This is a genomic window from Aliivibrio thorii (assembly GCF_057368585.1).
Window position 1 is genome coordinate 2,841,649 of the sequence record NZ_CM170654.1, and the last position, 24,841, is coordinate 2,866,489.

At 35.0% G+C, this 24,841-nt stretch carries 23 protein-coding genes; 3 read left to right on the forward strand and 20 right to left on the reverse strand.

The genetic code is table 11. The features are described 5' to 3' along the window. Positions 1-64 precede the first annotated feature (64 nt). The 20 genes from AC2IP4_RS13105 to AC2IP4_RS13200 form a co-directional block, all read right to left on the reverse strand. Positions 65-1,219, reverse strand: a complete 1,155-nt coding sequence (locus AC2IP4_RS13105; protein ID WP_486310364.1) for an O-antigen ligase family protein — start codon at positions 1,217-1,219, stop codon at positions 65-67. Between the two features lie 23 nt (positions 1,220-1,242). After that, entirely contained in the window at positions 1,243-2,223 is a 981-nt protein-coding gene (locus AC2IP4_RS13110) for a hypothetical protein (protein ID WP_486310365.1), read from the reverse strand. Positions 2,224-2,228: 5 nt separating this feature from the next. Beyond that, complete coding sequence (locus tag AC2IP4_RS13115; RefSeq protein WP_486310366.1) at positions 2,229-3,941, reverse strand: HAD-IIIC family phosphatase; 1,713 nt, start codon at positions 3,939-3,941, stop codon at positions 2,229-2,231. After that, entirely contained in the window at positions 3,934-5,130 is a 1,197-nt protein-coding gene (locus AC2IP4_RS13120; protein WP_486310367.1) for a lipopolysaccharide biosynthesis protein, read from the reverse strand. The genes AC2IP4_RS13115 and AC2IP4_RS13120 overlap by 8 nt, the downstream gene beginning before the upstream one ends. A 419-nt stretch (positions 5,131-5,549) precedes the next feature. Continuing rightward, on the reverse strand, positions 5,550-7,796 hold the full coding sequence (locus AC2IP4_RS13125; RefSeq protein ID WP_486310368.1) for an N-acetylneuraminate synthase family protein: 2,247 nt from the start codon (positions 7,794-7,796) through the stop codon (positions 5,550-5,552). Between the two features lie 5 nt (positions 7,797-7,801). After that, complete coding sequence (locus tag AC2IP4_RS13130) at positions 7,802-8,491, reverse strand: acylneuraminate cytidylyltransferase family protein (RefSeq protein WP_486310369.1); 690 nt, start codon at positions 8,489-8,491, stop codon at positions 7,802-7,804. A gap of 31 nt (positions 8,492-8,522) precedes the next feature. After that, positions 8,523-9,950 (reverse strand): phosphomannomutase, encoded by a 1,428-nt coding sequence (locus AC2IP4_RS13135; RefSeq protein WP_486310370.1) that lies wholly within the window; start codon positions 9,948-9,950, stop codon positions 8,523-8,525. Between the two features lie 8 nt (positions 9,951-9,958). Beyond that, positions 9,959-11,371 (reverse strand): mannose-1-phosphate guanylyltransferase/mannose-6-phosphate isomerase, encoded by a 1,413-nt coding sequence (locus tag AC2IP4_RS13140; protein ID WP_486310371.1) that lies wholly within the window; start codon positions 11,369-11,371, stop codon positions 9,959-9,961. Positions 11,372-11,387: 16 nt separating this feature from the next. Then, positions 11,388-11,729 (reverse strand): NUDIX domain-containing protein, encoded by a 342-nt coding sequence (locus tag AC2IP4_RS13145; RefSeq protein ID WP_486310372.1) that lies wholly within the window; start codon positions 11,727-11,729, stop codon positions 11,388-11,390. A gap of 29 nt (positions 11,730-11,758) precedes the next feature. Beyond that, a complete protein-coding gene (locus AC2IP4_RS13150) occupies positions 11,759-12,352 on the reverse strand; it encodes an ISAs1 family transposase (protein ID WP_486310373.1) in 594 nt (197 codons plus the stop codon). Between the two features lie 29 nt (positions 12,353-12,381). Continuing rightward, on the reverse strand, positions 12,382-13,479 hold the full coding sequence (locus AC2IP4_RS13155; RefSeq protein ID WP_486310374.1) for an ISAs1 family transposase: 1,098 nt from the start codon (positions 13,477-13,479) through the stop codon (positions 12,382-12,384). Positions 13,480-13,504: 25 nt separating this feature from the next. Then, positions 13,505-14,629, reverse strand: a complete 1,125-nt coding sequence (locus AC2IP4_RS13160) for an ISAs1 family transposase (protein ID WP_486310362.1) — start codon at positions 14,627-14,629, stop codon at positions 13,505-13,507. 167 nt (positions 14,630-14,796) lie between these two features. Beyond that, entirely contained in the window at positions 14,797-15,921 is a 1,125-nt protein-coding gene (locus AC2IP4_RS13165; protein WP_375319889.1) for an ISAs1 family transposase, read from the reverse strand. A 436-nt stretch (positions 15,922-16,357) separates the two neighbouring features. Next, complete coding sequence (locus AC2IP4_RS13170) at positions 16,358-16,945, reverse strand: ISAs1 family transposase (RefSeq protein ID WP_486310375.1); 588 nt, start codon at positions 16,943-16,945, stop codon at positions 16,358-16,360. A gap of 88 nt (positions 16,946-17,033) precedes the next feature. Further along, positions 17,034-17,630, reverse strand: coding sequence for an ISAs1 family transposase (locus AC2IP4_RS13175; RefSeq protein ID WP_486310376.1), 597 nt, complete (start codon positions 17,628-17,630; stop codon positions 17,034-17,036). Between the two features lie 75 nt (positions 17,631-17,705). Next, entirely contained in the window at positions 17,706-17,960 is a 255-nt protein-coding gene (locus AC2IP4_RS13180; RefSeq protein WP_486310377.1) for a transposase family protein, read from the reverse strand. Between the two features lie 235 nt (positions 17,961-18,195). Continuing rightward, a complete protein-coding gene (locus tag AC2IP4_RS13185) occupies positions 18,196-20,355 on the reverse strand; it encodes a polysaccharide biosynthesis tyrosine autokinase (protein WP_486310378.1) in 2,160 nt (719 codons plus the stop codon). 93 nt (positions 20,356-20,448) lie between these two features. After that, positions 20,449-20,889 (reverse strand): arsenate reductase/protein-tyrosine-phosphatase family protein, encoded by a 441-nt coding sequence (locus AC2IP4_RS13190; RefSeq protein ID WP_486310379.1) that lies wholly within the window; start codon positions 20,887-20,889, stop codon positions 20,449-20,451. Positions 20,890-20,941: 52 nt separating this feature from the next. Further along, a complete protein-coding gene (locus AC2IP4_RS13195; protein WP_308727222.1) occupies positions 20,942-21,304 on the reverse strand; it encodes a four helix bundle protein in 363 nt (120 codons plus the stop codon). A 93-nt stretch (positions 21,305-21,397) separates the two neighbouring features. Continuing rightward, positions 21,398-22,534: a polysaccharide export protein gene (locus AC2IP4_RS13200; protein ID WP_486310380.1), complete on the reverse strand. Its 1,137-nt coding sequence runs from the start codon at positions 22,532-22,534 to the stop codon at positions 21,398-21,400. Between the two features lie 472 nt (positions 22,535-23,006). On the opposite strand from AC2IP4_RS13200, the gene AC2IP4_RS13205 reads away from it, so the two are divergent. The 3 genes from AC2IP4_RS13205 (at position 23,007) to AC2IP4_RS13215 (ending at position 24,839) form a co-directional block, all read left to right on the forward strand. Then, entirely contained in the window at positions 23,007-23,249 is a 243-nt protein-coding gene (locus AC2IP4_RS13205) for a hypothetical protein (protein WP_486306918.1), read from the forward strand. A 96-nt stretch (positions 23,250-23,345) separates the two neighbouring features. After that, positions 23,346-24,038 (forward strand): YjbF family lipoprotein, encoded by a 693-nt coding sequence (locus AC2IP4_RS13210; RefSeq protein WP_486306917.1) that lies wholly within the window; start codon positions 23,346-23,348, stop codon positions 24,036-24,038. A gap of 39 nt (positions 24,039-24,077) precedes the next feature. Further along, entirely contained in the window at positions 24,078-24,839 is a 762-nt protein-coding gene (locus tag AC2IP4_RS13215; protein WP_486310381.1) for a capsule biosynthesis GfcC D2 domain-containing protein, read from the forward strand. Positions 24,840-24,841 lie beyond the last annotated feature (2 nt).

A 24,841-nucleotide genomic window follows, 5' to 3' on the forward strand; every position in this document is an offset into this window, starting at 1 on the left:
CAAATTTAAAGACACTTTAAAACGAAGACAATTTATAAAGCCCAAATACATTTATTACACTCTATTACATAGAATCATCCTTAAAGAAATCTACTTGGGTATAAACATACCAAAGTAAGAAAAAACAAGGCATTAAAAAAACCGTTCCGGGCACAAATGATAGCAGTATAAAAGTTGTCATTAGAAATGGAGTTTTAAACAACGACTTTATAGAAAAATAAAACAAAAACCAATATACAGGGAGGAACAAATACCCCATTGACATAATCAATTCAAAATAAAAAGAGTGAGGTTTGTCTGCGAATAGTCTATGCCCAGTAAAGTTTAAATAATAGTTTTCGTAAAAATCGTTATAATAACCTAAACCACAACCGAAAGCTAAGTCGTTTATATTATTCAAAATATACAAATAATTACTAATTCGACTACTTGATGATGAATCATCGCCTCCTAAAAAAATGGTTAGAATAGATTCAATACGCCGTGACAAAAGGGAAAACTCTTCATGAACATTTATGTCGCGAAATAAAAACGAAATAGCTAAGAGTACAATAGGAGCACCAAACACCATCAATCTTTTATTTAAAGACAAATAATATGCAAACCATAAAGTACTAATAACCAAGCTCAATCTTGAGAGTGTCATCAAAATTCCGAACAAACTTAAAAGAACCAATACAGTTGCAACCTTATTAGAGTACTTTCTAGATTGGAAAAACATGATATTTAAAGGTAACAGTAATGCAAAAATAATTGACTGGTTGTTAGGATTTCCAAAACCTCCCGTAACTACGAAACTCCCCCATACCTCCTTTTTTAACAGTACGCCAAACGCTGAATTGGTGAAGCCATAAATAAATAAAAATTGACACAAACAAATAAAAAAAGAAATAATCGTCACAGACTTAATTAAACTAGGAAAATTAATTTCTATTAGTTTAAATTTCCAACTCAAAAATATCCAAGAAATCGCTATAACATGAACAAAATATAAACTTTCAACTAGCTTTGCATTAGAAAGTAAAGCTGGGATTAGTAACAAAACAAACATGGAAATTGGGCTAAATAACAACATTAACCCTTCTTTATTATATTTATTTTTTTTAGTGAAAAGTAACAACCCACTAAAAATCAACGCTCCGGGTAAAAGAATATTCATTGGAGTAAGAAACCCAACTCCAAAAAATATATAAGCTGAGCCAAAAAAAGTAGTCAGCATATATAGTTCAATGTAACGTTTAGTCAAAGTGTGATAACCTCTATACCATGTTCTTGGTAGTACTTATAGATCAAACTAGCTCTATTCTTTTCTTCCGTTTGTTTCAACATGTGTAGATTACTAATACTAATTAGCTCTTTAAACTGATATTGTTGAGACAATGTCCATAAAACTGTTGACCAGCAAGAAGCTATTGAAATAGGTAATGTCCTAGCATGTTCAAAATATTGTTCAGCAGGCATACCTAAATGTTTAACACTATAACCTAACGCCTCAATTCGATTTAACTTATCTTCTTTTTCATCTCGATGTGGAATATAAAAAACCAAATCATAAGTTTTACGCAATTGGTTATATACTTTTTTCAAAAAGTTCAACTCATCAGTTAACGCAACTCCGCCACTTTCAACAAATTTAGAACCAAAGTAAAAAATAGTACCTGTATCTAACTTCTTTTTAGTACTAACTCTATCAATAACCCTTAAATTAGCCAACCTATCAAAATCAAAAATAGAGTATAAAACATAAGGCTCAGACTTTTCTCTAGCAAAAAACATTAAAAACTTATATCTAAACTTATCTAAGTAACTATTTGGGCTTAGATATCGATAATTGTTACAAAAGAAATAATTATACACCACATCAATTGTTGATGCACCATCATCCAAAACAACAGTTTGATCAGCGTGAATATAATTACTAAGTAGGTGGCTTATAGAGCTTCTGAAGTCTCCCATGAAAAAATATTCATTTGTTTGTAATTTAAGCAAACAAAGTAATTTGATAAGTTTAAAATGAAAAGTAACTTTAGATGCAGCATCGAGGTAGATAACTCTATCCCATTGATTAGATTTTAAAACCGACATCATTTGTTTTGTATGATTACCAACTCTTTTAGTGTTAATTTCAACAATTAATGTACATTTATTCAACAGAAGTGTAGATTTAGCCTCATTTGCACATATTATCTGAAAAGGGGAACGAACATAAAATATTGAGCTCATCCAAACTACCTCCACAGATACTTTAAATATCTATAACAACGGACCATTTTTTCTGATAAAAAACTTCTCCTTTTAATTTGCTTAACTTCCAACATTAATATAACTTCATCCGCTATAGCTTTATAAACATGTCTTTTATAATGGCGAATATTGTCCGTAAGATCATTTTCGGATTTTATATGTTTCCTTACATCTAAAACTTTAACTCTATCCTGAGTCTTACAAAACTCATCTAGTGCGAGATTCATAGCTTTATGTCTATTTATTGAAACATCGTCAGTTATTATCGGACTTATTTCAGAACCATTTAATATAATAAGTTCGGTATTTTTGGATAACCTTCTTAATATCAAGTTGAGATTTTCAATAAACTGCTCTGTTTTTATTTGCCCTATATTTTCATATCTATCATAAAAATCATCCATTAAACATTTAATATCAGGAGATGTTTCATTCAAGTCTTTGCGTTGCCCGTACCCCCCAAATGGAAAGCTCCTAACGCCATCGCTATATATATCTTGTGTATAATCCATTAGAGGACTAAAAATTATATATTTAAATTTTTTATTGAAAAAATCTGTTTTTGTACTTCCGCTGGTTAAATAAGGTAAATCGTCATTCAGTTCAGCTTTATTTAATATCAATAATGTATGTTCAGTATGCTCTGGAAGTCCATATGAGTTAACCGAGTTTGTCTCTTCAAATAAGTGACTTGAAGAATTAAGGTAAGCTGTCATTTGAAGTAAATCACAACCTCCTTTAAATAAAACCTTGACATCAGTACTTTTAAAATCTACTTCTTCAATTTCAACTAACTCTTTATCTGTTTTATCTTCTTTTATCCAACAAAGTTCGTCCGTTGAGTTCAAAGTTACAACGGTACTGCCACTCAAAAGAATTTCATTGGAACAAATTCTTTTATAGACCCATTGTTCAACACCAAGGTTAATTGTACGGCAAGAAAAACAAAAATGTTCAATTTCACTTCTAATTTTATTTATGGCATAAAAGCCTACGATTCCATAATTTCCGTAGTCGTCTTTAACTTCAACTATACAACAATCGTAATCTATATTCTGAATAATGGACTGGACTTCAATTTCACTCAGTCTTACCTTAGTAAAATTAAGTTGATTTGCACGCTGCAAAAGATCAGCGACTCTTTTTACATGAATATCAGTGGCTTTCTCTACTTTAACTAAAATATTACAAGACTTTAAAAAATCAATATCTGTTTCAAAACTCTGCTTCTGAATTTCTTTACTTTCTAATATTTTATATTGCTTTAATCTTGTAAACTCTGTATCAAGATCTTTATCGAGTACTTTCGAATTATTAAAGTATGTAACTATTTCATTTGGATGTATAACACTAATATTAGGAATAAGCGTGCTGACTTCTTTCATATTTAAATGATTATCATCAATGAATACTGTATTTTCAGCTCTCAAACTCATTGCTTTTAATGTATCTTTGATTGCATTTCCTTTGGAGTACCAACCTATTTTTGGGAAAACAAAGTACTCCCAAACCCCTAACTTTTCCAACTCTTCTTTCGCTTTTTCAAAGTCATTTTTAGAAGAAATTGTGTTGATCACCCCTTTCAGTGATAATTCTTTAACCAGCTTAATATTTTCCGAAATGGGTTTGATTCCCTCTTCAGACAATGTACCTGACCAAAATGTCTCATCTAAATCCCACACAACTAATTTAATCAACTTTCAAATAACCTCTTTTAATATAGGAATAAACAAAGATACTTAAGAATACATTAGCAATAACTGCAGATATTGGAACGTAAGTAACTGGCAGAAAACTTGTAATAATAAAAATGACAAAAATGTAAATAAAAGCAGACACAACGGAAAGATATCCAACTATCTTAGTCATTTTATAATAAAACAAATAATTAACATATATAAAGTATGGAATCAGACATATGCTAGATAGGGAAAACATTAGAACATAATACTTAATGTCAACGCCAAACACTAGCTCATATATTGTTTCAGGTACAATAGCAATAGCGAAAAGTAAGGAGATAGAAAATAAACAAACTTTGTCCATTGAAAATACTTTTTCAATTTTACTCTTATTTTTTATCATTTCGAAAACATATGGTTGTACAGCTTTGTTGACCGCTAAAATTAGCGTTAGAACTGCAAGACCTACTTTAGCACCTATCGAATAAACCCCCAATTCATAGTTATTATAAACATTGTTAATAAATATTTTATCGGATTCAGTTCTCATAAAGTTCGAAAGCGAATGTAATAACAAAGGTAAACCGAAAAAAAATTGATACTTTAAATAAATAATAAATTTCTTTTTTGAAATATTTAACCTTTCCCAATCCCCACAAACTTTAACAAAATAAAAAACTGTAGGACACATCAATAATAAATATGTTGAAATTTGAGCTATAAATCTATTTTCAACAGAGCCTGAATATAATTCAAAAATCAACACAGTCAAAATAACACTCAATATCGCATAAGAAACTTGATATATTGTGTAATTAATAGCTTTCTTTTGACATTGGTATATTGTAACTTTTATTGTAAAAATGTAGCCTATCCACGAGTAAGCAGCTACAAATACAATGTTTGAATAATTTAAAAACTCCATAACCAAAGAAATCACAAAGAAAACTAAACTCGACCAAATTAGATATGTAAAAACCAAATTATTTATGCGCTTACCGCCATACTTATAATAGTATCTAGATATAGAACTATGCACACTAAAACCAACAACAATGGTAATCAATTGAGCGTAAGCCATATATAAGGATAATACACCATATTCTTCTACACCTAGCTTAGCTGTTAAATATGGTAATATAAGAAATGGAGAGATTTTAGCTAAAACTTCGCCACAAATATATACCAAAATATTTTTATACATTAAAAACACCGTAGATCAAAGAAATAAAATCAATTTAAGATTAAGAATCAAATAACTGACTCAGCTTTAGTTTTGTTATCTGTGCTTGTATTGGAAGAATGACTTAGTATACCGTTTTCAAACTCTCTGAAGTTACGCAACCATTCCAAGTTAAACTCACGAAGGCTTCTATTTCTTTCCATCCTTTGCTTCCGAAAAGAATAGAGTAAGGTATAAAGTAACACATTCATGATGATTAGCAGTTATTTTTAAAATTTTTACCTAGCTTTCTGAAAAATACTGTGTTTTATACATGCGTCGGCCCTGGCTTCCGACAGCAGACTTTGCAGGGTCGACTTTCAAGCTTCTTAAGCCTGTACTCAAATGACTAACTTACAGTTAACTTCTGTGCTCCACAGCGTACCCATGTAGTTTCCCTACTACTTTATCGATTCAAGAAATTCAAAAGCAGACCAAAAACCTTCACCGCCATTCTTATGTCCTTGCCAAACTTCAGGAATAAACTGAACTTGTGAATTTTCTTTATCTAAAAGTGACATTAAGGCATGAAAATTAACATCTCCTTTTCCAATCTCGATACCTTCACCATCAGCGCCTTTTGCATCAACTATGTGTAAATGAACATTATATGGTGCAACTTTTTCTACAAATTCAAGCAAATCCCAACCATAGTAATTACACGACATCATGGAATGTGATATATCTAAACAAATCTTAATTTTCGGGTTATTTTTGCAAAACTCAACGATCTCATCTGCACATACAAAAAGATTATGGTAGCTTTGACCACCAAAATGCCATGGAAAAGGAGGCATGGTTTGAATTGCTATAGTTACACCACCTAAGTCAAGTTCATTTAAAGCATCTGAGATTAGTTGATATTTCCCCTTTTTAAGGTTCTCATCAATAAAACCATTACTATTCCAACCACCAGCATTCACAACAATCACCGGATCTTTCGTTTTAGGGAAATATTGATTTAACACTCGTGTAATATTAACAACTTCCTGCAATAGTTTTTTTGATTGCTCAAGGTACAGAGGGTCATCGGAACATAAATCTAGAATATGATCATTAGCAAAGAGCTCAGGACTATGAACTGCAAATCCAATACTTTCTTCTTCAGAGAAATAATCTTCTAAATCAACCTCCATATCATTATATGAAAGATGAAACTCGACAAAATCTAAGTTTGTATCTGCTAGAATTTGTCTAAAGTCATGGTATCTAACTGGAACACCAAATGGACGTTTAAAATCGTAATGTCTCTTTTTAATTTGCCCTAAGATATCACTCATATAGAAGAAACCACCTGAACTTATTTCTCGCTCAACTTTTTTCCCTATTAAATCATCTAACCGATTAGGTTGTAATCCTTGCCCAGGGCTTTTAATCTCAACCATATCACGAGTTACAACTTCACCTGGTTTAATATCCCTTATTGCTACTAAACTCTTAGCTAAATTCTCACGGTTCATTAATTCACCTTGCGTGATCTCGCGAGGCTGCTCGTCACTTCCAAGTCCTTCTTCAACTTGTCGGATTTGCTTAACCATTTCCTTTAATTCATTTGGAAGCAAACTAACTTTATGATCCGTCCCTTCTAAACTTGTATCAATAGTTAAATGCTTTTCAATAACGCTTGCACCTAAAGCTATAGATGCAATAGGCACACAAATTCCTCGCTCATGACCAGAATAACCGACTAAAGCTCCAGTGATTTCTTTTAATCGTGTTAAATATCTTAAATTCACATCTTTGAATGGCGTTGGATAAGTTGAATTACAGTGTAGGAGTACATAATTTGCTCCTAATTTATTAAGAAAATCAACTGTCTCTTTTATTTCGCCTTCACTCGACATTCCTGTTGAACAGAAAAATGGCTTACTTGTATTAACGATTGCTTCTAAAAGTTCAAAATTGGTAAAATCTGCAGAAGCTACTTTATATGCTTCCATACCATATGCTTCTAATACCTTTAAAGATTCAATATCCCATGGTGTACATAAAGGTAAAATATTTTTCGACCTTGCATAATCAAATACTTCAATTAACTCATCGTTAGAAAGCTGAAATTTAGAAAGCAAATCTAATGTATATTGAGCCCCCAAATCAGCAGAGACATCATTTTTACCAGAGTCTTTGTAAAGTGTTTTCATATTACGCATTTGAAATTTAACACAATCAACTTTCGCAGCAATAGCATGATCAACCAACTCTTTGGCTAAATTTATGTCACCTTGGTGATTATTACCAATTTCAGCAATAATAAAACTAGGAGATTTTTCAGAAACCTCTATATTTCCGACAAAAAAACCACTCTGTTTTTGAAACGCTAATTGAATTAAGTGTCCACTTTCATCAACTAGTGGCACACAATCTATGCCTGTATTAAAAAACTTCTCAACTATAGCTTGATTGGCACTAACAGAAAGCTTTTTTACATTTTGATTCATGACCGTCATTGCTAAGACATTCAAATTCAATGTGTTAGTTTCTGTTAACCAACGACGAATATCTCCGTCTGAAATACTACCAAGTAGCTTTCCGTGTTCTGAAACAACAAAAATAATACGAGCTTTATTTTCATTAATTTTATTTAATACATCGACTAATTTCGATTCTGAAAAACAGATATATTGTTGAATATTTTTAGTTAGCAACATAATACTTACTCTATATTATTTTTTAATTTAAAAATTTCTTCGCATACTTTAAAGTCAAATAAACTATCGATTTCATAACTTTCATCTTCCGGTACTTCAAACATTCCAATTTTCCCTACAAGACGATTTTCATGCTCTCTTAGCAAAGCTGTTTTTGTTATATAAAATGACCCCGTTTCTAAATACTCTTGATCTTCTTCTTTTATATCTTGTCGGCGAGGTCGATTTTTATAATCATATGATGCAGAAGGATGTAACTTATCTTTCCATGTAAAACGATGAGATGCAGAAACTGTCAGCATACTATCATAATGATTCTCTCTAAAAGCCAAGATAGCATCATCAAATTGATTTTTTGAACGAAGTGGAGATGTCGCTTGAACGAGAATAAACAACTCTGGCAACACATTATTATCCTCTAGGTAATCACAACAATGTAGCATTGCAGATTCTGTTGTCGCTGTATCACCAGAAATAGAACTAGGTCTCAAAAAAGGAACCTCAGCTCCATATTCTTTTGCTACTTTTGCTATTTCAGGGCAATCCGTTGAGACAATAACTCGGTCAATAAATTTTGAAGAGCGAGCCTGCTCTATACTCCAAGCAATAAGTGGTTTATTTGCTAAAAGCCTTATATTTTTCTTAGGTACACCTTTAGACCCGCCACGGGCTGGTATGAACGCAACGATCGACATTCGTAATTCCTTAATTTAAAAAGTATATAAACTACATAGACTGCATAGCTTTTAAAGTCCACTTTACGCAATTTATTGCATTTTCATGCTTCCCAGCCTCTACATAACAGCGCAGCTCAGGTGCGTTTCCTGAAGCGCGTAAATGAATAATATGATTATTCGATAGAGTTAACCTAAGTCCATCCGTCGTATCAACATTATCAATTTCTACATTATCTATACCAATTAGCTTAAGCAATTCCAACGGTGCTTCTTTGCCTTTCGAAATCAATGATTGGCTTTTTTCTGTTGCAAAGTTTTGAATACGGTCGCTATGGGTAAAGCGTTGCGGAAGGTTTTTTACTAGCATTGAAATCGGTGCTTGATGTGCAGCCATCAAAAGCATAATCACAGGTAGTACCGCATCTCTTGTTGGTAGTGCTTTTAATTGTTGACCATTCAGTTCAATATTACTTCCAAGCAAGTAGCCACCATTAGCCTCAAAGCCTGCTACTGAACTGTATTTTTCAGTCAATTTTGAAAATTCAGCAATTACATAAGGTGAACCAATTTTGGTTCTTTCTACATGAGAGAAACGCTTACACAATTCTATTGCAGTATTACAACTAACTGGCACTGCTAATGCTTCAATATTAAGCGCATCAGAAGTTAATAAGCCTAAAATGTCACCTCGTAACCAATTGCCATTTTCATCGGACACTAATGGGCGATCGCCATCGCCATCGGTGGAGAACACTAAATCGAGGTTGTGTTCTTTAGACCAATTAATTGCTTTTAATGTGTCTTCTTCTGAAACGGCCTCGGTATCGATCGGCACAAATTGATCACTTCGCTCTAAGCTAATAACTTCAGCACCAAATGCCTCAAAGATTTTGTAGTAAAGATCACGCCCTGCACTTGAATGCTCATAAATACCAATACGCTTGCCAGCTAACCAGGGGTTATCAAACAAATATATATAACGCTCAATATAATCGTCAGCTGCTTTATTATTTACTGTCAACTCAGGTAATTCTGAAACATCCGTAAACGCAACTACTGCATTTAAAATAGCTTCTTCATCAAGCTTACTAATTTCACCATCAGGGCGATAAAATTTAAGACCATTTCTATCAAATGGAATGTGACTTCCAGTAACCATAATGGCAGGAATTGCATCTTCTTGAGCAACATAAGCCAATGCGGGTGTAGGCACAACACCATAATAGATAACTTCAATATCTAGCTGTGTTAAAACTGATACACAAGCTTGCGCCATTGCATAACTGCTTGGGCGGTTATCAATCGCAATCGCTATTTGCTTAAATTCGAAATTTGGTTTTATTGCTGCAACAAAAGCCGCACTAAATGCACCGCATACATTTGCTGTAAACTGAGTCACTAGACCACGGGCACCACTTGTACCAAAAGCAACACCACTTTCTTTAATTACTGTTGAGCTAACTAACTTAGTTGACATATTTTCCCTTAGCTTCTGCCGTAACGATCTTCAAAGCGAACAATATCATCTTCACCAAGATAACTACCTGTCTGAACTTCAATTATCTCTAATGGGATTTTACCTGGATTTTCTAATGCATGAATGGTTCCAAGAGGAATATACGTCGATTCATTCTCTGTCACTATAATAGTCTCATCGCCATTTAACACACTTGCTGTACCTGACACAACGATCCAGTGCTCTGAACGGTGGAAGTGCTTCTGAATTGAAAGCTTCTCCCCTGGTTTGACAGTTATACGCTTTACCTGATCTCTTGCACCAAAATCGATAGAGTCATATTTACCCCAAGGGCGATAGACTTCTCTATGCAATTTTTGTTCAGTGCGCTCTGTTTCTTTCAATTTATTTACAATACTTTTAACTTCTTGCACTTTATCTTTATTTGCAACCAAAATGGCATCTTTAGTTTCAATCACAACTAGATTATCGACACCAACAGTTGAAACTAATTTATTTTCTGCATAGATGTAGTTATTTGTCGAATCAACGGTAATTACATCACCTTTGACTACATTTTTATTTTCGTCTTTTTTTGATATTTCCCACAACGCAGAAAATGAACCTACATCACTCCACCCTGCATCCATTGGAACGACTACTGCTGAATCAGTTTTTTCCATAACTGCATAGTCAACCGACTTATCAGGACAAGTCTCGAACACATCAGCATCTACACGGATAAACTCTGCATCTTGTGAAGGTTTAGCAATCGCTTGTTGGCATACTTTCAGAATTTCAGGTTCATACTTAGCCAACTCTTCAAGATAGCGAGTCGCTTTAAATAAGAACATGCCGCTGTTCCAGTAATACTCATTTGTTGCTAAGTATTGTTCAGCGGTTTCTAAATCAGGCTTTTCAACAAACTCACTTACAGCAAACGCATTTCCTTGCTTCTCACCCGCTTTGATATAGCCATAACCGGTTTCTGGTGCGTTAGCCACGATACCAAAGGTGACTAGCTTATCTTCCACTGCTGGTTGCTGTGCTTTCTTCACTGATTCAATAAATGCGATTTCATTTTCAATCACATGATCGGCAGCTAAAACTAACAGAAGTGGCTCTTCATCATTTTTAGCATTGTTTATTGCTTGTAGTGCTGCAAGCGCAATAGCTGGCGCAGTATTTCGGCCTACAGGTTCAAGAATTATACCACCGTGCTCAAAACCACCTAAACGCATCTGCTCTGCAGCAATAAAGCGATGCTCTTCGTTACAAATAAGAATCGGTGCTTGATGTTCAAGACCAAAAAGGCGTAATGCTGTTTGCTGTAACATCGTCGCATCACCAGTGACACTTAAAAATTGTTTTGGGTACAGTTCACGGGATAGAGGCCATAAACGAGAGCCTGTTCCACCAGCCATAATTACAGGAGTTATCATTTTTAATTCCTAATTCTTATTTTAATGTGGTATTTATTGAGTTGATGTCAAAATCAGCTTGCTTACTGTCTTGAAAATACCATTTAGTATGAATATGTGTTTGCAGGTTATTTACTAGATCATCTTTTGAAAACCATTGATAAGATGAGTGCTGCTCTAATGGCAAGCTTGATAGGTCTTCACCTATATTAATTTCATAGGCCAAGACCACATAATGCGTCGTAAAGTCACCTTCAGAAAAGTTATCATCATAAAAATGCTGGTATATGCCTTTGAACTTTGATTCAGCGCAATCCAAACCTAATTCATCTTTAATGAGACGATTAAACGCTGAGGTAAAGGACTCATCAGGGTCCACGCATGAGTTGCTAAAATGTTAAATTACAGCTAAGTGCCAAATAATACCATCTCTCTAAAGTCTGTATTAAGTGCACATTTCAACTGCCGTTTCTTTAACGTTCCTTTTAAATCCACCAATTTTATGAAGTTCATACACATCTGGCGGATCCTAGATAAATTCTCTGCAGCATGCTGATACATTATCTTACTGTCGTCTTCTTTCATTACGCTATCCAACCACCAATGCATACTTTCTACACCCCAATGGCCTCGGCATAATTTACCAAACTCTTCTGCTGATAATTTCTTAGATGATATGAAATATCTAATACCTAAAGACCCTGAGTTACTTTTGTTATGTTTATTATAAGTCACTGCTATACATAAACTTTCTAGACCGTCCCAATCAACAGAGAAGTCTCCAAATGCTTCTGTAAATGGCACAACATAATAAGACCTAACCATTTTTCTTCCGCGCTTACCGACTTCTTCCGTTTCAAATTTATCACACTCTAAATGAGCAAGTTGAGCAAAAGAAAATTTATTTAAAAACATATTACGTAAGCGTTCTTGGTTACCTTTCACTGCTAATAAGTAATCACCTTCTCTATTAACAATATCTGCTGCAATTGCAGGGTCCACGCATGAGTTGCTAAAATGTTAAATTACAGCTAAGTGCCAAATAATACCATCTCTCTAAAGTCTGTATTAAGTGCACATTTCAACTGCCGTTTCTTTAACGTTCCTTTTAAATCCACCAATTTTATGAAGTTCATACACATCTGGCGGATCCTAGATAAATTCTCTGCAGCATGCTGATACATTATCTTACTGTCGTCTTCTTTCATTACGCTATCCAACCACCAATGCATACTTTCTACACCCCAATGGCCTCGGCATAATTTACCAAACTCTTCTGCTGATAATTTCTTAGATGATATGAAATATCTAATACCTAAAGACCCTGAGTTACTTTTGTTATGTTTATTATAAGTCACTGCTATACATAAACTTTCTAGACCGTCCCAATCAACAGAGAAGTCTCCAAATGCTTCTGTAAATGGCACAACATAATAAGACCTAACCATTTTTCTTCCGCGCTTACCGACTTCTTCCGTTTCAAATTTATCACACTCTAAATGAGCAAGTTGAGCAAAAGAAAATTTATTTAAAAACATATTACGTAAGCGTTCTTGGTTACCTTTCACTGCTAATAAGTAATCACCTTCTCTATTAACAATATCTGCTGCAATTGTTCTCTGACAGCCCATTGCATCAAGACTAATAATTCTGTTTTTAACTTTAATTAGCTTTAGTATTTCAGGAATTGTCGTTATTTCATTGCTTTTGGAATCTGTTTTTAATTGGCCTAAAACCAAGCCTGTATCAACAGAATAAGCATTTACCATATGAGTTAAGCATTTGTTTTTACTATAGTCATATGTTCCTCTTAATGATTTCCCATCAATCGCTACATGAGTCGTATCTAATGATTTTTCATGCTGAATATCATTGCACCACCGTGTAAAACAAATTGAAAATTCATCGGGGTCAACCAAACTAACTATTCGAGCAATGGTATCGTGACTCGGTACTCCATGAGAGTAATCGCTAAATTTTCTAAACCACGTTAAATTCTCTTCACCAAAGGTATCTATCTCGTCCCAGGTCTTCATTCCACACAACATTGCGGTAACCACTTGGAACATGACTTCAAAGAAATTATACGTCGATTTTCTCGACTGACGTGTATCGCAGGGTCCACGCATGAGTTGCTAAAATGTTAAATTACAGCTAAGTGCCAAATAATACCATCTCTCTAAAGTCTGTATTAAGTGCACATTTCAACTGCCGTTTCTTTAACGTTCCTTTTAAATCCACCAATTTTATGAAGTTCATACACATCTGGCGGATCCTAGATAAATTCTCTGCAGCATGCTGATACATTATCTTACTGTCGTCTTCTTTCATTACGCTATCCAACCACCAATGCATACTTTCTACACCCCAATGGCCTCGGCATAATTTACCAAACTCTTCTGCTGATAATTTCTTAGATGATATGAAATATCTAATACCTAAAGACCCTGAGTTACTTTTGTTATGTTTATTATAAGTCACTGCTATACATAAACTTTCTAGACCGTCCCAATCAACAGAGAAGTCTCCAAATGCTTCTGTAAATGGCACAACATAATAAGACCTAACCATTTTTCTTCCGCGCTTACCGACTTCTTCCGTTTCAAATTTATCACACTCTAAATGAGCAAGTTGAGCAAAAGAAAATTTATTTAAAAACATATTACGTAAGCGTTCTTGGTTACCTTTCACTGCTAATAAGTAATCACCTTCTCTATTAACAATATCTGCTGCAATTGTTCTCTGACAGCCCATTGCATCAAGACTAATAATTCTGTTTTTAACTTTAATTAGCTTTAGTATTTCAGGAATTGTCGTTATTTCATTGCTTTTGGAATCTGTTTTTAATTGGCCTAAAACCAAGCCTGTATCAACAGAATAAGCATTTACCATATGAGTTAAGCATTTGTTTTTACTATAGTCATATGTTCCTCTTAATGATTTCCCATCAATCGCTACATGAGTCGTATCTAATGATTTTTCATGCTGAATATCATTGCACCACCGTGTAAAACAAATTGAAAATTCATCGGGGTCAACCAAACTAACTATTCGAGCAATGGTATCGTGACTCGGTACTCCATGAGAGTAATCGCTAAATTTTCTAAACCACGTTAAATTCTCTTCACCAAAGGTATCTATCTCGTCCCAGGTCTTCATTCCACACAACATTGCGGTAACCACTTGGAACATGACTTCAAAGAAATTATACGTCGATTTTCTCGACTGACGTGTATCGCTTAATATGTTAAAATGGTCTTTAAAATCGTCGTAATTCATTATTTTGTCTTCTTCTGTTTTGTTAACAGTATAAGATCATTTCTAAACTTCGAATTCAAGCTATTTTAAAAAATTATATCCCGAAATATTAGGAATCACTGCGTAAATAACATGCGCGGACCCTGCTTACAGGGTTCCCTCGTGAGTTACAAAATTGTTAAAAACCCTTAAGTACCAAACAAAACTCTCTCTCGAAACTCAGTATTTAACGCGCATTTCAATTGTCTTCGTTTCAATGTCCCTTTCATCTCTACAAGCTTAATAAAATTCATACACATTTGACGAATTCGAGATAGGTTTTCTGATGCATGCTTGTAGATGATCCGGCTGTTATCTTCATTCATTACAGTGTCCAACCACCAGTGCATACTTTCTACGCCCCAATGGCCTCGGCATAATTGGCCAAATTCTTCTGCTTTCATTTCCTTAGAAGAAATGAAGTATCTAACGCCTAAACTTCCCGAAGGCTCTCCGTTTTTCTGTTGATAAGTCGTTGCTATACATAAACTTTTTAAGCCTTTCCATTTAGAGGCAAAATCTCCATATTTATCCGTAAATGGAACAACAATATAACTTCTTAAGGTCTTACGACCCCGTAGACAAATTTCTTCTTCCTCAAAAGAATCACTCGCATAATCGCATAATTGCCCTAACGAAAAGTGTTCAGTAAAAACCTTATGGAGACTTGGTTGATTGTCTTTTACTGACATTAAATAGTCCCCTTTACGTTCAACTATTAGCTCTGCAATTGCTCTCTGGCAACCCATTGCATCAACACTAATTACTCGACCTTTAACTCTGATTAATTTAAGCAACTCAGGGATAGTCTTTATTTCATTCGATTTCGAGCTCGTTTTTAGTTGACTTAAAACCAGACCAGTATCAACAGAATAAGCATTAACCATATGTGTTAGGCATTTCTTCTTACTATAATCATACGTGCCTTTTAAAGACTTCCCATCAATAGCTATATGATTGGTTTCTAACGACTTTTCATTTTGAATGTCGTTACACCATCGAGTAAAACAAAGAGAAAATTCATCTGGGTCAACCAATCCAACAATGCGAGCCGTTGTATCTTGACTTGGAATGCCTGATAAATATGGACTGAACTTTTTAAGCCATTCTAAGTTCTCTTCTCCAAAGGCTTCTATCTCATCCCAGGTTTTCATTCCACACAACATGGCTGTCACCACTTGGAACAAAACTTCGAAGAAATCGTAAGTGATTTTTCGTTTCTGACGGCTATCACTTAATATGTTAAAATGGTCTTTGAATTCGTCGTAATTCATCTTTTGAATCTCATTTAGTTATCTAAACAGTATAAGATCACGTCAGATCGCCAAATTCAACTTATTTTTAAATTTTTATCCCGAAAAATTAAGAAAATCCGCGTAAATAACATGCGGGAACCCTGGTATCGCTTAATATGTTAAAATGGTCTTTAAACTCGTCGTAATTCATTATTTTGTCTTCTTCTGTTTTGTTAACAGTATAAGATCATTTCTAAACTTCGAATTCAAGCTATTTTAAAAAATTATATCCCGAAATATTAGAAATCACTGCGTAAATAACATGCGCGGACCCTGACGTGTATCGCTTAATATGTTAAAATGGTCTTTAAAATCGTCGTAATTCATTATTTTGTCTTCTTCTGTTTTGTTAACAGTATAAGATCATTTCTAAACTTCGAATTCAAGCTATTTTAAAAAATTATATCCCGAAATATTAGGAATCACTGCGTAAATAACATGCGCGGACCCTGGCTGCAATTGTTCTCTGACAGCCCATTGCATCAAGACTAATAATTCTGTTTTTAACTTTAATTAGCTTTAGTATTTCAGGAATTGTCGTTATTTCATTGCTTTTGGAATCTGTTTTTAATTGGCCTAAAACCAAGCCTGTATCAACAGAATAAGCATTTACCATATGAGTTAAGCATTTGTTTTTACTATAGTCATATGTTCCTCTTAATGATTTCCCATCAATCGCTACATGAGTCGTATCTAATGATTTTTCATGCTGAATATCATTGCACCACCGTGTAAAACAAATTGAAAATTCATCGGGGTCAACCAAACTAACTATTCGAGCAATGGTATCGTGACTCGGTACTCCATGAGAGTAATCGCTAAATTTTCTAAACCACGTTAAATTCTCTTCACCAAAGGTATCTATCTCGTCCCAGGTCTTCATTCCACACAACATTGCGGTAACCACTTGGAACATGACTTCAAAGAAATTATACGTCGATTTTCTCGACTGACGTGTATCGCTTAATATGTTAAAATGGTCTTTAAAATCGTCGTAATTCATTATTTTGTCTTCTTCTGTTTTGTTAACAGTATAAGATCATTTCTAAACTTCGAATTCAAGCTATTTTAAAAAATTATATCCCGAAATATTAGGAATCACTGCGTAAATAACATGCGCGGACCCTGACTATTAGCTCTGCAATTGCTCTCTGGCAACCCATTGCATCAACACTAATTACTCGACCTTTAACTCTGATTAATTTAAGCAATTCAGGGATAGTCTTTATTTCATTCGATTTCGAGCTCGTTTTTAGTTGACTTAAAACCAGACCAGTATCAACAGAATAAGCATTAACCATATGTGTTAGGCATTTCTTCTTACTATAATCATACGTGCCTTTTAAAGACTTCCCATCAATAGCTATATGATTGGTTTCTAACGACTTTTCATTTTGAATGTCGTTACACCATCGAGTAAAACAAAGAGAAAATTCATCTGGGTCAACCAATCCAACAATGCGAGCCGTTGTATCTTGACTTGGAATGCCTGATAAATATGGACTGAACTTTTTAAGCCATTCTAAGTTCTCTTCTCCAAAGGCTTCTATCTCATCCCAGGTTTTCATTCCACACAACATGGCTGTCACCACTTGGAACAAAACTTCGAAGAAATCGTAAGTGATTTTTCGTTTCTGACGGCTATCACTTAATATGTTAAAATGGTCTTTGAATTCGTCGTAATTCATCTTTTGAATCTCATTTAGTTATCTAAACAGTATAAGATCACGTCAGATCGCCAAATTCAACTTATTTTTAAATTTTTATCCCGAAAAATTAAGAAAATCCGCGTAAATAACATGCGGGAACCCTGGTACTCCATGAGAGTAATCGCTAAATTTTCTAAACCACGTTAAATTCTCTTCACCAAAGGTATCTATCTCGTCCCAGGTCTTCATTCCATACAACATTGCGGTAACCACTTGGAACATGACTTCAAAGAAATTATACGTCGATTTTCTCGACTGACGTGTATCGCTTAATATGTTAAAATGGTCTTTAAAATCGTCGTAATTCATTATTTTGTCTTCTTCTGTTTTGTTAACAGTATAAGATCATTTCTAAACTTCGAATTCAAGCTATTTTAAAAAATTATATCCCGAAATATTAGGAATTACTGCGTAAATAACATGCGCGGACCCTGCCATTGTGAACAATAAAATCGATAGAAATGAGGGGAGTTGATTTGATAATAGTTTTAAATTGTTCTAAAGGGAGCATATTAATACAACCGTTCTCTTACTTTCAGAATTACTACTTATCACTCTCATAACTATAGTTATAGTACCCATAACCATATGAGCTACTTGCCTTCTTCTCTACTGCATTCAAGATAAAGCCTTTCACTTCTATTCCTGCTTGTTCAAACCTATGTCTTGCCACTTCAATCTCTTTAATTGAGGTTTGGTCAAAACGGCCAACCATTAACGTAGTACCAGCTAATGCCCCAACAATGCTTGGATCTGTCACCGCAAGTACTGGTGGCGTATCAATCAAGACTAAATCATAATTAGTTGATGCCCACTCAATAAAATCGTTAAAGCGTTTTGTCATTAATAATTCAGATGGATTTGGGGGTACTTGCCCACGAGTCATCACATCTAAATTTGGCACTTCTGATGTTTGAATTGATTGCTCTAAGGTCAGTTTACCAGAAAGATAGTCAGATAATCCATTATCCCATTGCATGCCAAAATAGCGCTGCATGTATCCTTTTCGCATATCGGCATCAACTACCAATACCTTTTGGCCAGTTTTCGCAATTACTGCCGCAAAATTAACTGCTACAAATGATTTACCAATGTTTGGTGCAGGGCCAGTAATCATCACTACATTGTTTTTTGCTTCCATCATTGCAAAGTGCATACTGGTACGTAGACCACGTAGTGCTTCTATAGATAAATCAGCAGGGTTTGATTCCGCAAGTAAGGTTTCTAAATGCTTAACCTTCTTTTTGTTATAACGAATATCGAGTTTTTCTTGCCAATTTGATTTTGGAATACTGGCGTAGACAGGGATACCCAAAGCTTCAATCTCATCTGGGTTTTCAACACCACGGTGTAATGCCGCTTTCACTAACACCAAAGCGACGCTTAGCATGCCACCTAATAATGTTGCTAGTACTACAATTAATGATTTTTTAGGCTTTACCGCTGCAGAATAAGCTTGTGCACTATCTAGAATACGAACATTACCCACAGTTCCTGCTTTAATAATACTCAACTCTTGAGTTTTATTAAGCAGTTGAATATATATTTGTTGATTTAATTCAACATCACGCTGCATGCGTAGAACTTCACGCTGAGTTTTTGGTAACTTTTGAACTTGTTGATTTAAACGCTTACGTTCACTAAGCAAAGTCGCTCGCTTATCTAATAATGATTTATAAGCAGGGTGATCTTTTGTGAAACGTTGGCTTATTTCACTCTCTTTAAAGGTTAACTCATTTAATTGCGCTTCAAGTTTTACAATAACATCCAAAGCGGATCTTGCCTCTAAGCTAAGATCGACTGATTGACGCTCTAACCTAAAGTCATTTAATGTGTTTTCAGAGAGTGTTAGTTTATCTTTAATAGAAGGAAGTTGAGTACTTAAAAATGTAAGACTTTTCTCTGCTTCAGCACTATCACGAGCAATATTTTGTAAAAAATAATTTTGGCTAACATCGTTAATTATTGCTTCGATTTTGGCTTTGCTTTCACCTTGCAGTGAAAACTCAAGTACACCTGATTGCTTGCCTTTTTCCGCTATCGATAACCCTTCCTGTAAATGGGTAATGGCATCAATGCGAGATATTTTAGATAGAGTAAATGTATCACCAGTTTCTCCCTCTAATTGCATCACGAATAAGTGGTAATCTTGATTTCCTGCTAATTCACCGACTTTTCCTGAAAGGATTTTTCGTTTATCTAAATCAAATAAGCTGTACTCTCCCTTATCGGCATCATCTAGCACTACAGAAAAGTTAGGAATTTCTATATAAGAAGGAATATCAAAACGACTCACTTTAATTGATTTATCTTCCCCCATTAAGCGAGATAACCCTTTACCGACGATAGGCATATAAACAGGCGACGCTATTGTTGTTAAGTTTAGCTTATCTACAGTATTGCCTAAAATCATACGAGATTTAATGATCTCAATTTCGGTGGTTGCTGATGATTCAGAGGCAAACATTTCTCCTACATCACCCATTAATGACGAGATACCGTTACCACTTTTTTGTTCAACTTGAACCAAAGCATCTGCTTTATAAATTGGGGTAGATAAAAGTGCAAAAGCAATACCAAAGATAGCAAATAAAGTCGTAATCGATATGATCAACCAACGACCATCAATTAAATATCCAAACAGCCTAGATAGATCGATTTCGTCTGATGATTCATGTTTTTGTGCTAAAGATGAGGATGACATTAGAATTCCGAATATTGGCAGAGATGAGCGTTCGTCTGAAGAGTGAGTAACATATATTAAGTTTCACTCACTCTAGACTCTTTACGCATTCATTTATAATTTTTTAGCCCACTCTCGAGCGGCTTTGTCTATTAGTCCGTAAGCATGTTCAAATGCTTCTCGACTTTGGCGGTATGGATCAGGAATATCTTGTTGTCCTACCCATTGACCAAACAACATGGTTTTACTTCGAGCTTCTGGCGCTAATTTAGTTACAGCCTCTTTATGTCCCGCTTCCATAACCAGAATCAGATCATACCCACGACAAATTTCACTGGTTAATTGGCGTGCTTGATGTGTTTCTAAACTAATGCCATTATCTGCTGCGACTTCTCTTGCCATTACATCGGCAGGTTTACCTGCTAAACGGCTCTTTTTTGTTGCTACTCCTGCAGAATCAATGGTTTTATTTGGTAATAAGGTTTTTAAAAGATATTCACCTGTTGGTGAACGACAAATATTTCCCACACACACGACTAAAATTTTATTGAACATGAGGTAAAAGCGATCCTATGGATTAGAGCGGGAAGAGCGATCCTATGGGTTACTACCTTACTATTCCTTTTCTTATTTTAATTAGTTTTGCGAGCATCACTGATATGTGTTTTGCTTCACTGATGAAAACTACACTCTTTTGTTTTGATATGTAGCCTAGCTCTGTCGCTATGTATATTTGTGTAATCATTTCACCGCATGAACCTTTTGCATAATACAAAAAACGGGCAGATTCTTTAATTGTTTCTCTTTCTTCACCTTCGGCTATATTTGAAGGAATAGATAATGAACTTCGCATTAACTGATCAACAAGACCATAATTACGACAACCATCAAGCTCACGAACAACATCGACGGCCAAGCGTGAACTTTTTTTCCACACTTCTAATTTTTCAAAATCCAATGTTCTCATCATATAAAAGCCGTCCTATGTATTTAAGATTAAGCTCTAAGCTCTAAGCTCTCCTTAGGATCACAGGACCGCTCTTACCTTATTTTCCGCTCTACCTTACGGCCAATTCTTAATTCGTAATACACCTTCCGTTAATTCATTAAAGCCTGTAATTGTTGGCATTAATTGCAGAATTAAACGGTTCCATCGAGCGATAGGAGCAACGGTGACATAAACGACGTCATATGGTTTTAAATAAAATTCAGTCCCAATAATAAGGGCAGAGGCATCTTGAATATCTAATTGATAGATATCCGCCATTCGTTCTTTTTTCTCTTCTTTATTTGAAGAGCGGATAACAAAAACACCCGTTGCGTCAGCGGCCAATTCATTAATACCGCCCACACTACTTAGTGCTTCTGTCAAACTCATTCCTGAGCGATCTATTTTAAGTAACTGCGGATTTTTCACTTCCCCCATAACAAATACTTTTTGAGCATCATTACGAGGAACATGAATAATATCTCCCGGTTCTAATAAGCGGTTTTGGGTAAGATCACCACGTTGCATTAAGGCATATAACGAAAGCGTTTCTTCTTTACCTTTACGAGTTAACGTAACATTGCGCCAATCGGCATTTTCAGATAACCCACCAGAGCGATTAACAGCATCTAACAATGTTAATGGAATATTTGTGATGGCTTGTTGACCCGGTTTATCGACTTCGCCTGTCACGTATGTTTTTTTCGCTCTAAATGCAGCGACATTCACATCAACTTGCGGGCTCTCAATAAAACGCCTCAGTCTTTTAGACACATCTGTTCTTATTTCTCGAACCGTTTTACCGGCGACTTCCACAGTGCCTATATATGGATAAAAAATAGTGCCGTCGGCATGCACCCAATTACCCGATTCACTTGAGCTACGATAAGAGCCAGCAGGAATCGTTAGTTCAGGGTGATCCCAAATGGTGATATTTAATATATCTCCAGGCCCTACACGGTATTCATAATTAGCAATTTGCGCTTCAAGTTCAGGGTTAGATTGTGCAACTGCTTTTTTAGCTTGATATGCAGCGACTTTTTGAGGTGTTAGTGCATACACATTAACCGCAGCCGAGTAATCCGTCTCTGACTTTTCATCATCAACATTGTTTTTATCCGAAGTCGATAAATGTGTTCCAGGAAAAACAGTACAACCGTTTAATATCACTAAAGCTAGCCCTATCAATACTGATATTTTTATTTTTTTCATGAGTATGATTCAACTTATCGATAACAAAATTTAGATACGCTACCGCCCAGAGGTATTAGCACGTTCCCTCTCAGCGCAATAGTATAATCAACAAGGTTTCCCCTCTTGATGCTATGTAATAGTTATGAATAAATCTGTTATCAACCTATCTATATTAACAAAAACGTCATTAAAAGTCCGTCTCATTAATAGCTAAATTTCTATTTTAAATAATTTAATAACTGCATTCATAAGCGCGGCATTATACATACCAACCCAATAATTGGAAACCATAAAAAAACGAATTATGCAATATACAAATTCATCAATAAGCGCATTCAATGTAACAATTCTGAGATTAAATGGATGTAATATTGATTTTTGTGAATGATTTTATGTTTACCATACAGAACTATTTATGATACCTTCACGACGTTTGCTCATGCATTGAGTAAATATTCATCAATACATTAAAAATAGATAAGGTTATCTTATGAAAAAGACTGCTATCGCTCTTATGCTGGCGATGACTGCTGGTTCTGCATTTGCAGCTGGTGAAGTAGCTACAACAGCGGCTTCAACTTCAGGTAGTGCAGCTGGCGCAGCTGGCGCTTCTGCTGCTGCTGCAGGTGCCGCTACAACAACAGCTATCGCTGTAGGTGTAGCCGCTACTGTTGCTGTCGTTGCTGTTGCAGATTCAGGCTCAAACTCTACAACAACTACTGTTTCTAAATAGTTTATGTAGATTTAAGGGCCGAGATGTAAGGTGTTTACCTCCTTATTCTCGTCCCTTTTTCTTATTTTCAGCTTGTTATTGACTAAAGAGTTTCCTGTGTTTAAATTTCTCACCATTATGACTAGTGTCGTTTTTCTTTCTGCTTGCACTCAAAAATTTAATGACGTTAATGCAACTCTTGATGAGGCTTTATTTGGCGTAAATGATGCGGCTCTTACTCAGCAAGAAGTTCTAGAGATTCCTTATGCAAGTAGCTTTGTACGTATTAATGGCGGAGCTAAACTCTTTATGGTGTTAGCCTTTGCTGAGCCAAACCCCGTTACAGGAATTATGCAGTTAAAATGGCTTTCTTCAGATAAGGCAATGATAGTCACTGAGAATGGACGTATTATAAAAACCCTTGGTTTACCTCAATCAAACTTAGCGGCGATACATCCTATACCAAGCTCTACTGCTACTGACTTTTCTTCCCTGCCTTCCTTTTCTTCCATAATAAAGCAGCAAACAACGTGGTCTGCGCAATATGATTGGATTTCTGGTAAACAGTATTTATTTGGCTATCATGCTGAAATAACACCGATTTTAAGAAAAAAATCACGACTAAAAAACACAATATGGGAGAAGGAAGTAACAGAAATCATAGAGGTTGTATCAATCCCTTCTTTAAATTACTCATACAGCAATCAATATTGGGTAGATAAGCATTCAAATGTAGTGAAATCTCATCAATATTTGGGGCCAAATATGGGTGAAATCGAAATGACATTCCTAAAACCTTTTTCTTTATAACCTTAATTAAATCAAAGTTAAAATTGATACGGAGTGATCATGCGTTTTATTTATTCTCTATATATTATTTTACTATTATCAATATCAACGGTCAGTTATGCCATCCCTGTAGAAGCCTTATCTGTGGCCTTACCAAAGCAGGATCTACAACTTAATTATCCACAACCAGTGAGACTTGAACAGGTACTTTCAGATACTAGCAAACATGTGAATTTTGATGAGTTTGGTGCAGTATTAAGCAACAACCAATTAAAAAAAAATATTGAGCGTCTTCAAAAAGAATCAACTGAACAGCTACGTTTACTTTCGCGAGAGACATCACTTTTTTCGTCTCATAAAAAATTTAAACATTCTGCGACTCATATCATTTCACAGTTAGAAAACCTGACTTTTGTAGGACGAATCTTCTCTCCGCTAGATATTGATTTAATCCGTATCAATGAAAAATTGAATCCAATACTGAATGGCAACTATCAACTTTTTGTTGGTTCTCGCCCTACTTCTGTTTCTTTTTTTGGTGCTATTGAGTCAGAAAAAAGCATTAAACTGCCATTAATAGAGCACTCGACAATTGATGAGTATGTAAAGTTACTCACATTATCTCCTACTGCTGAGACCTCTATTATTTATGTCATTCACCCTAATGGGGAGGTTCAAATGACTGAATCTTCGCTATGGCAAAGTAAACCGGTCTATTTAACTCCGGGAGCAGCTGTCTATATTCCTCTTGGTGGATTACCAAGTGATTTCTCTTCTTTAAATGATTCTATTGTTCAACTGCTTCGTAATAAGGCATTTTAATT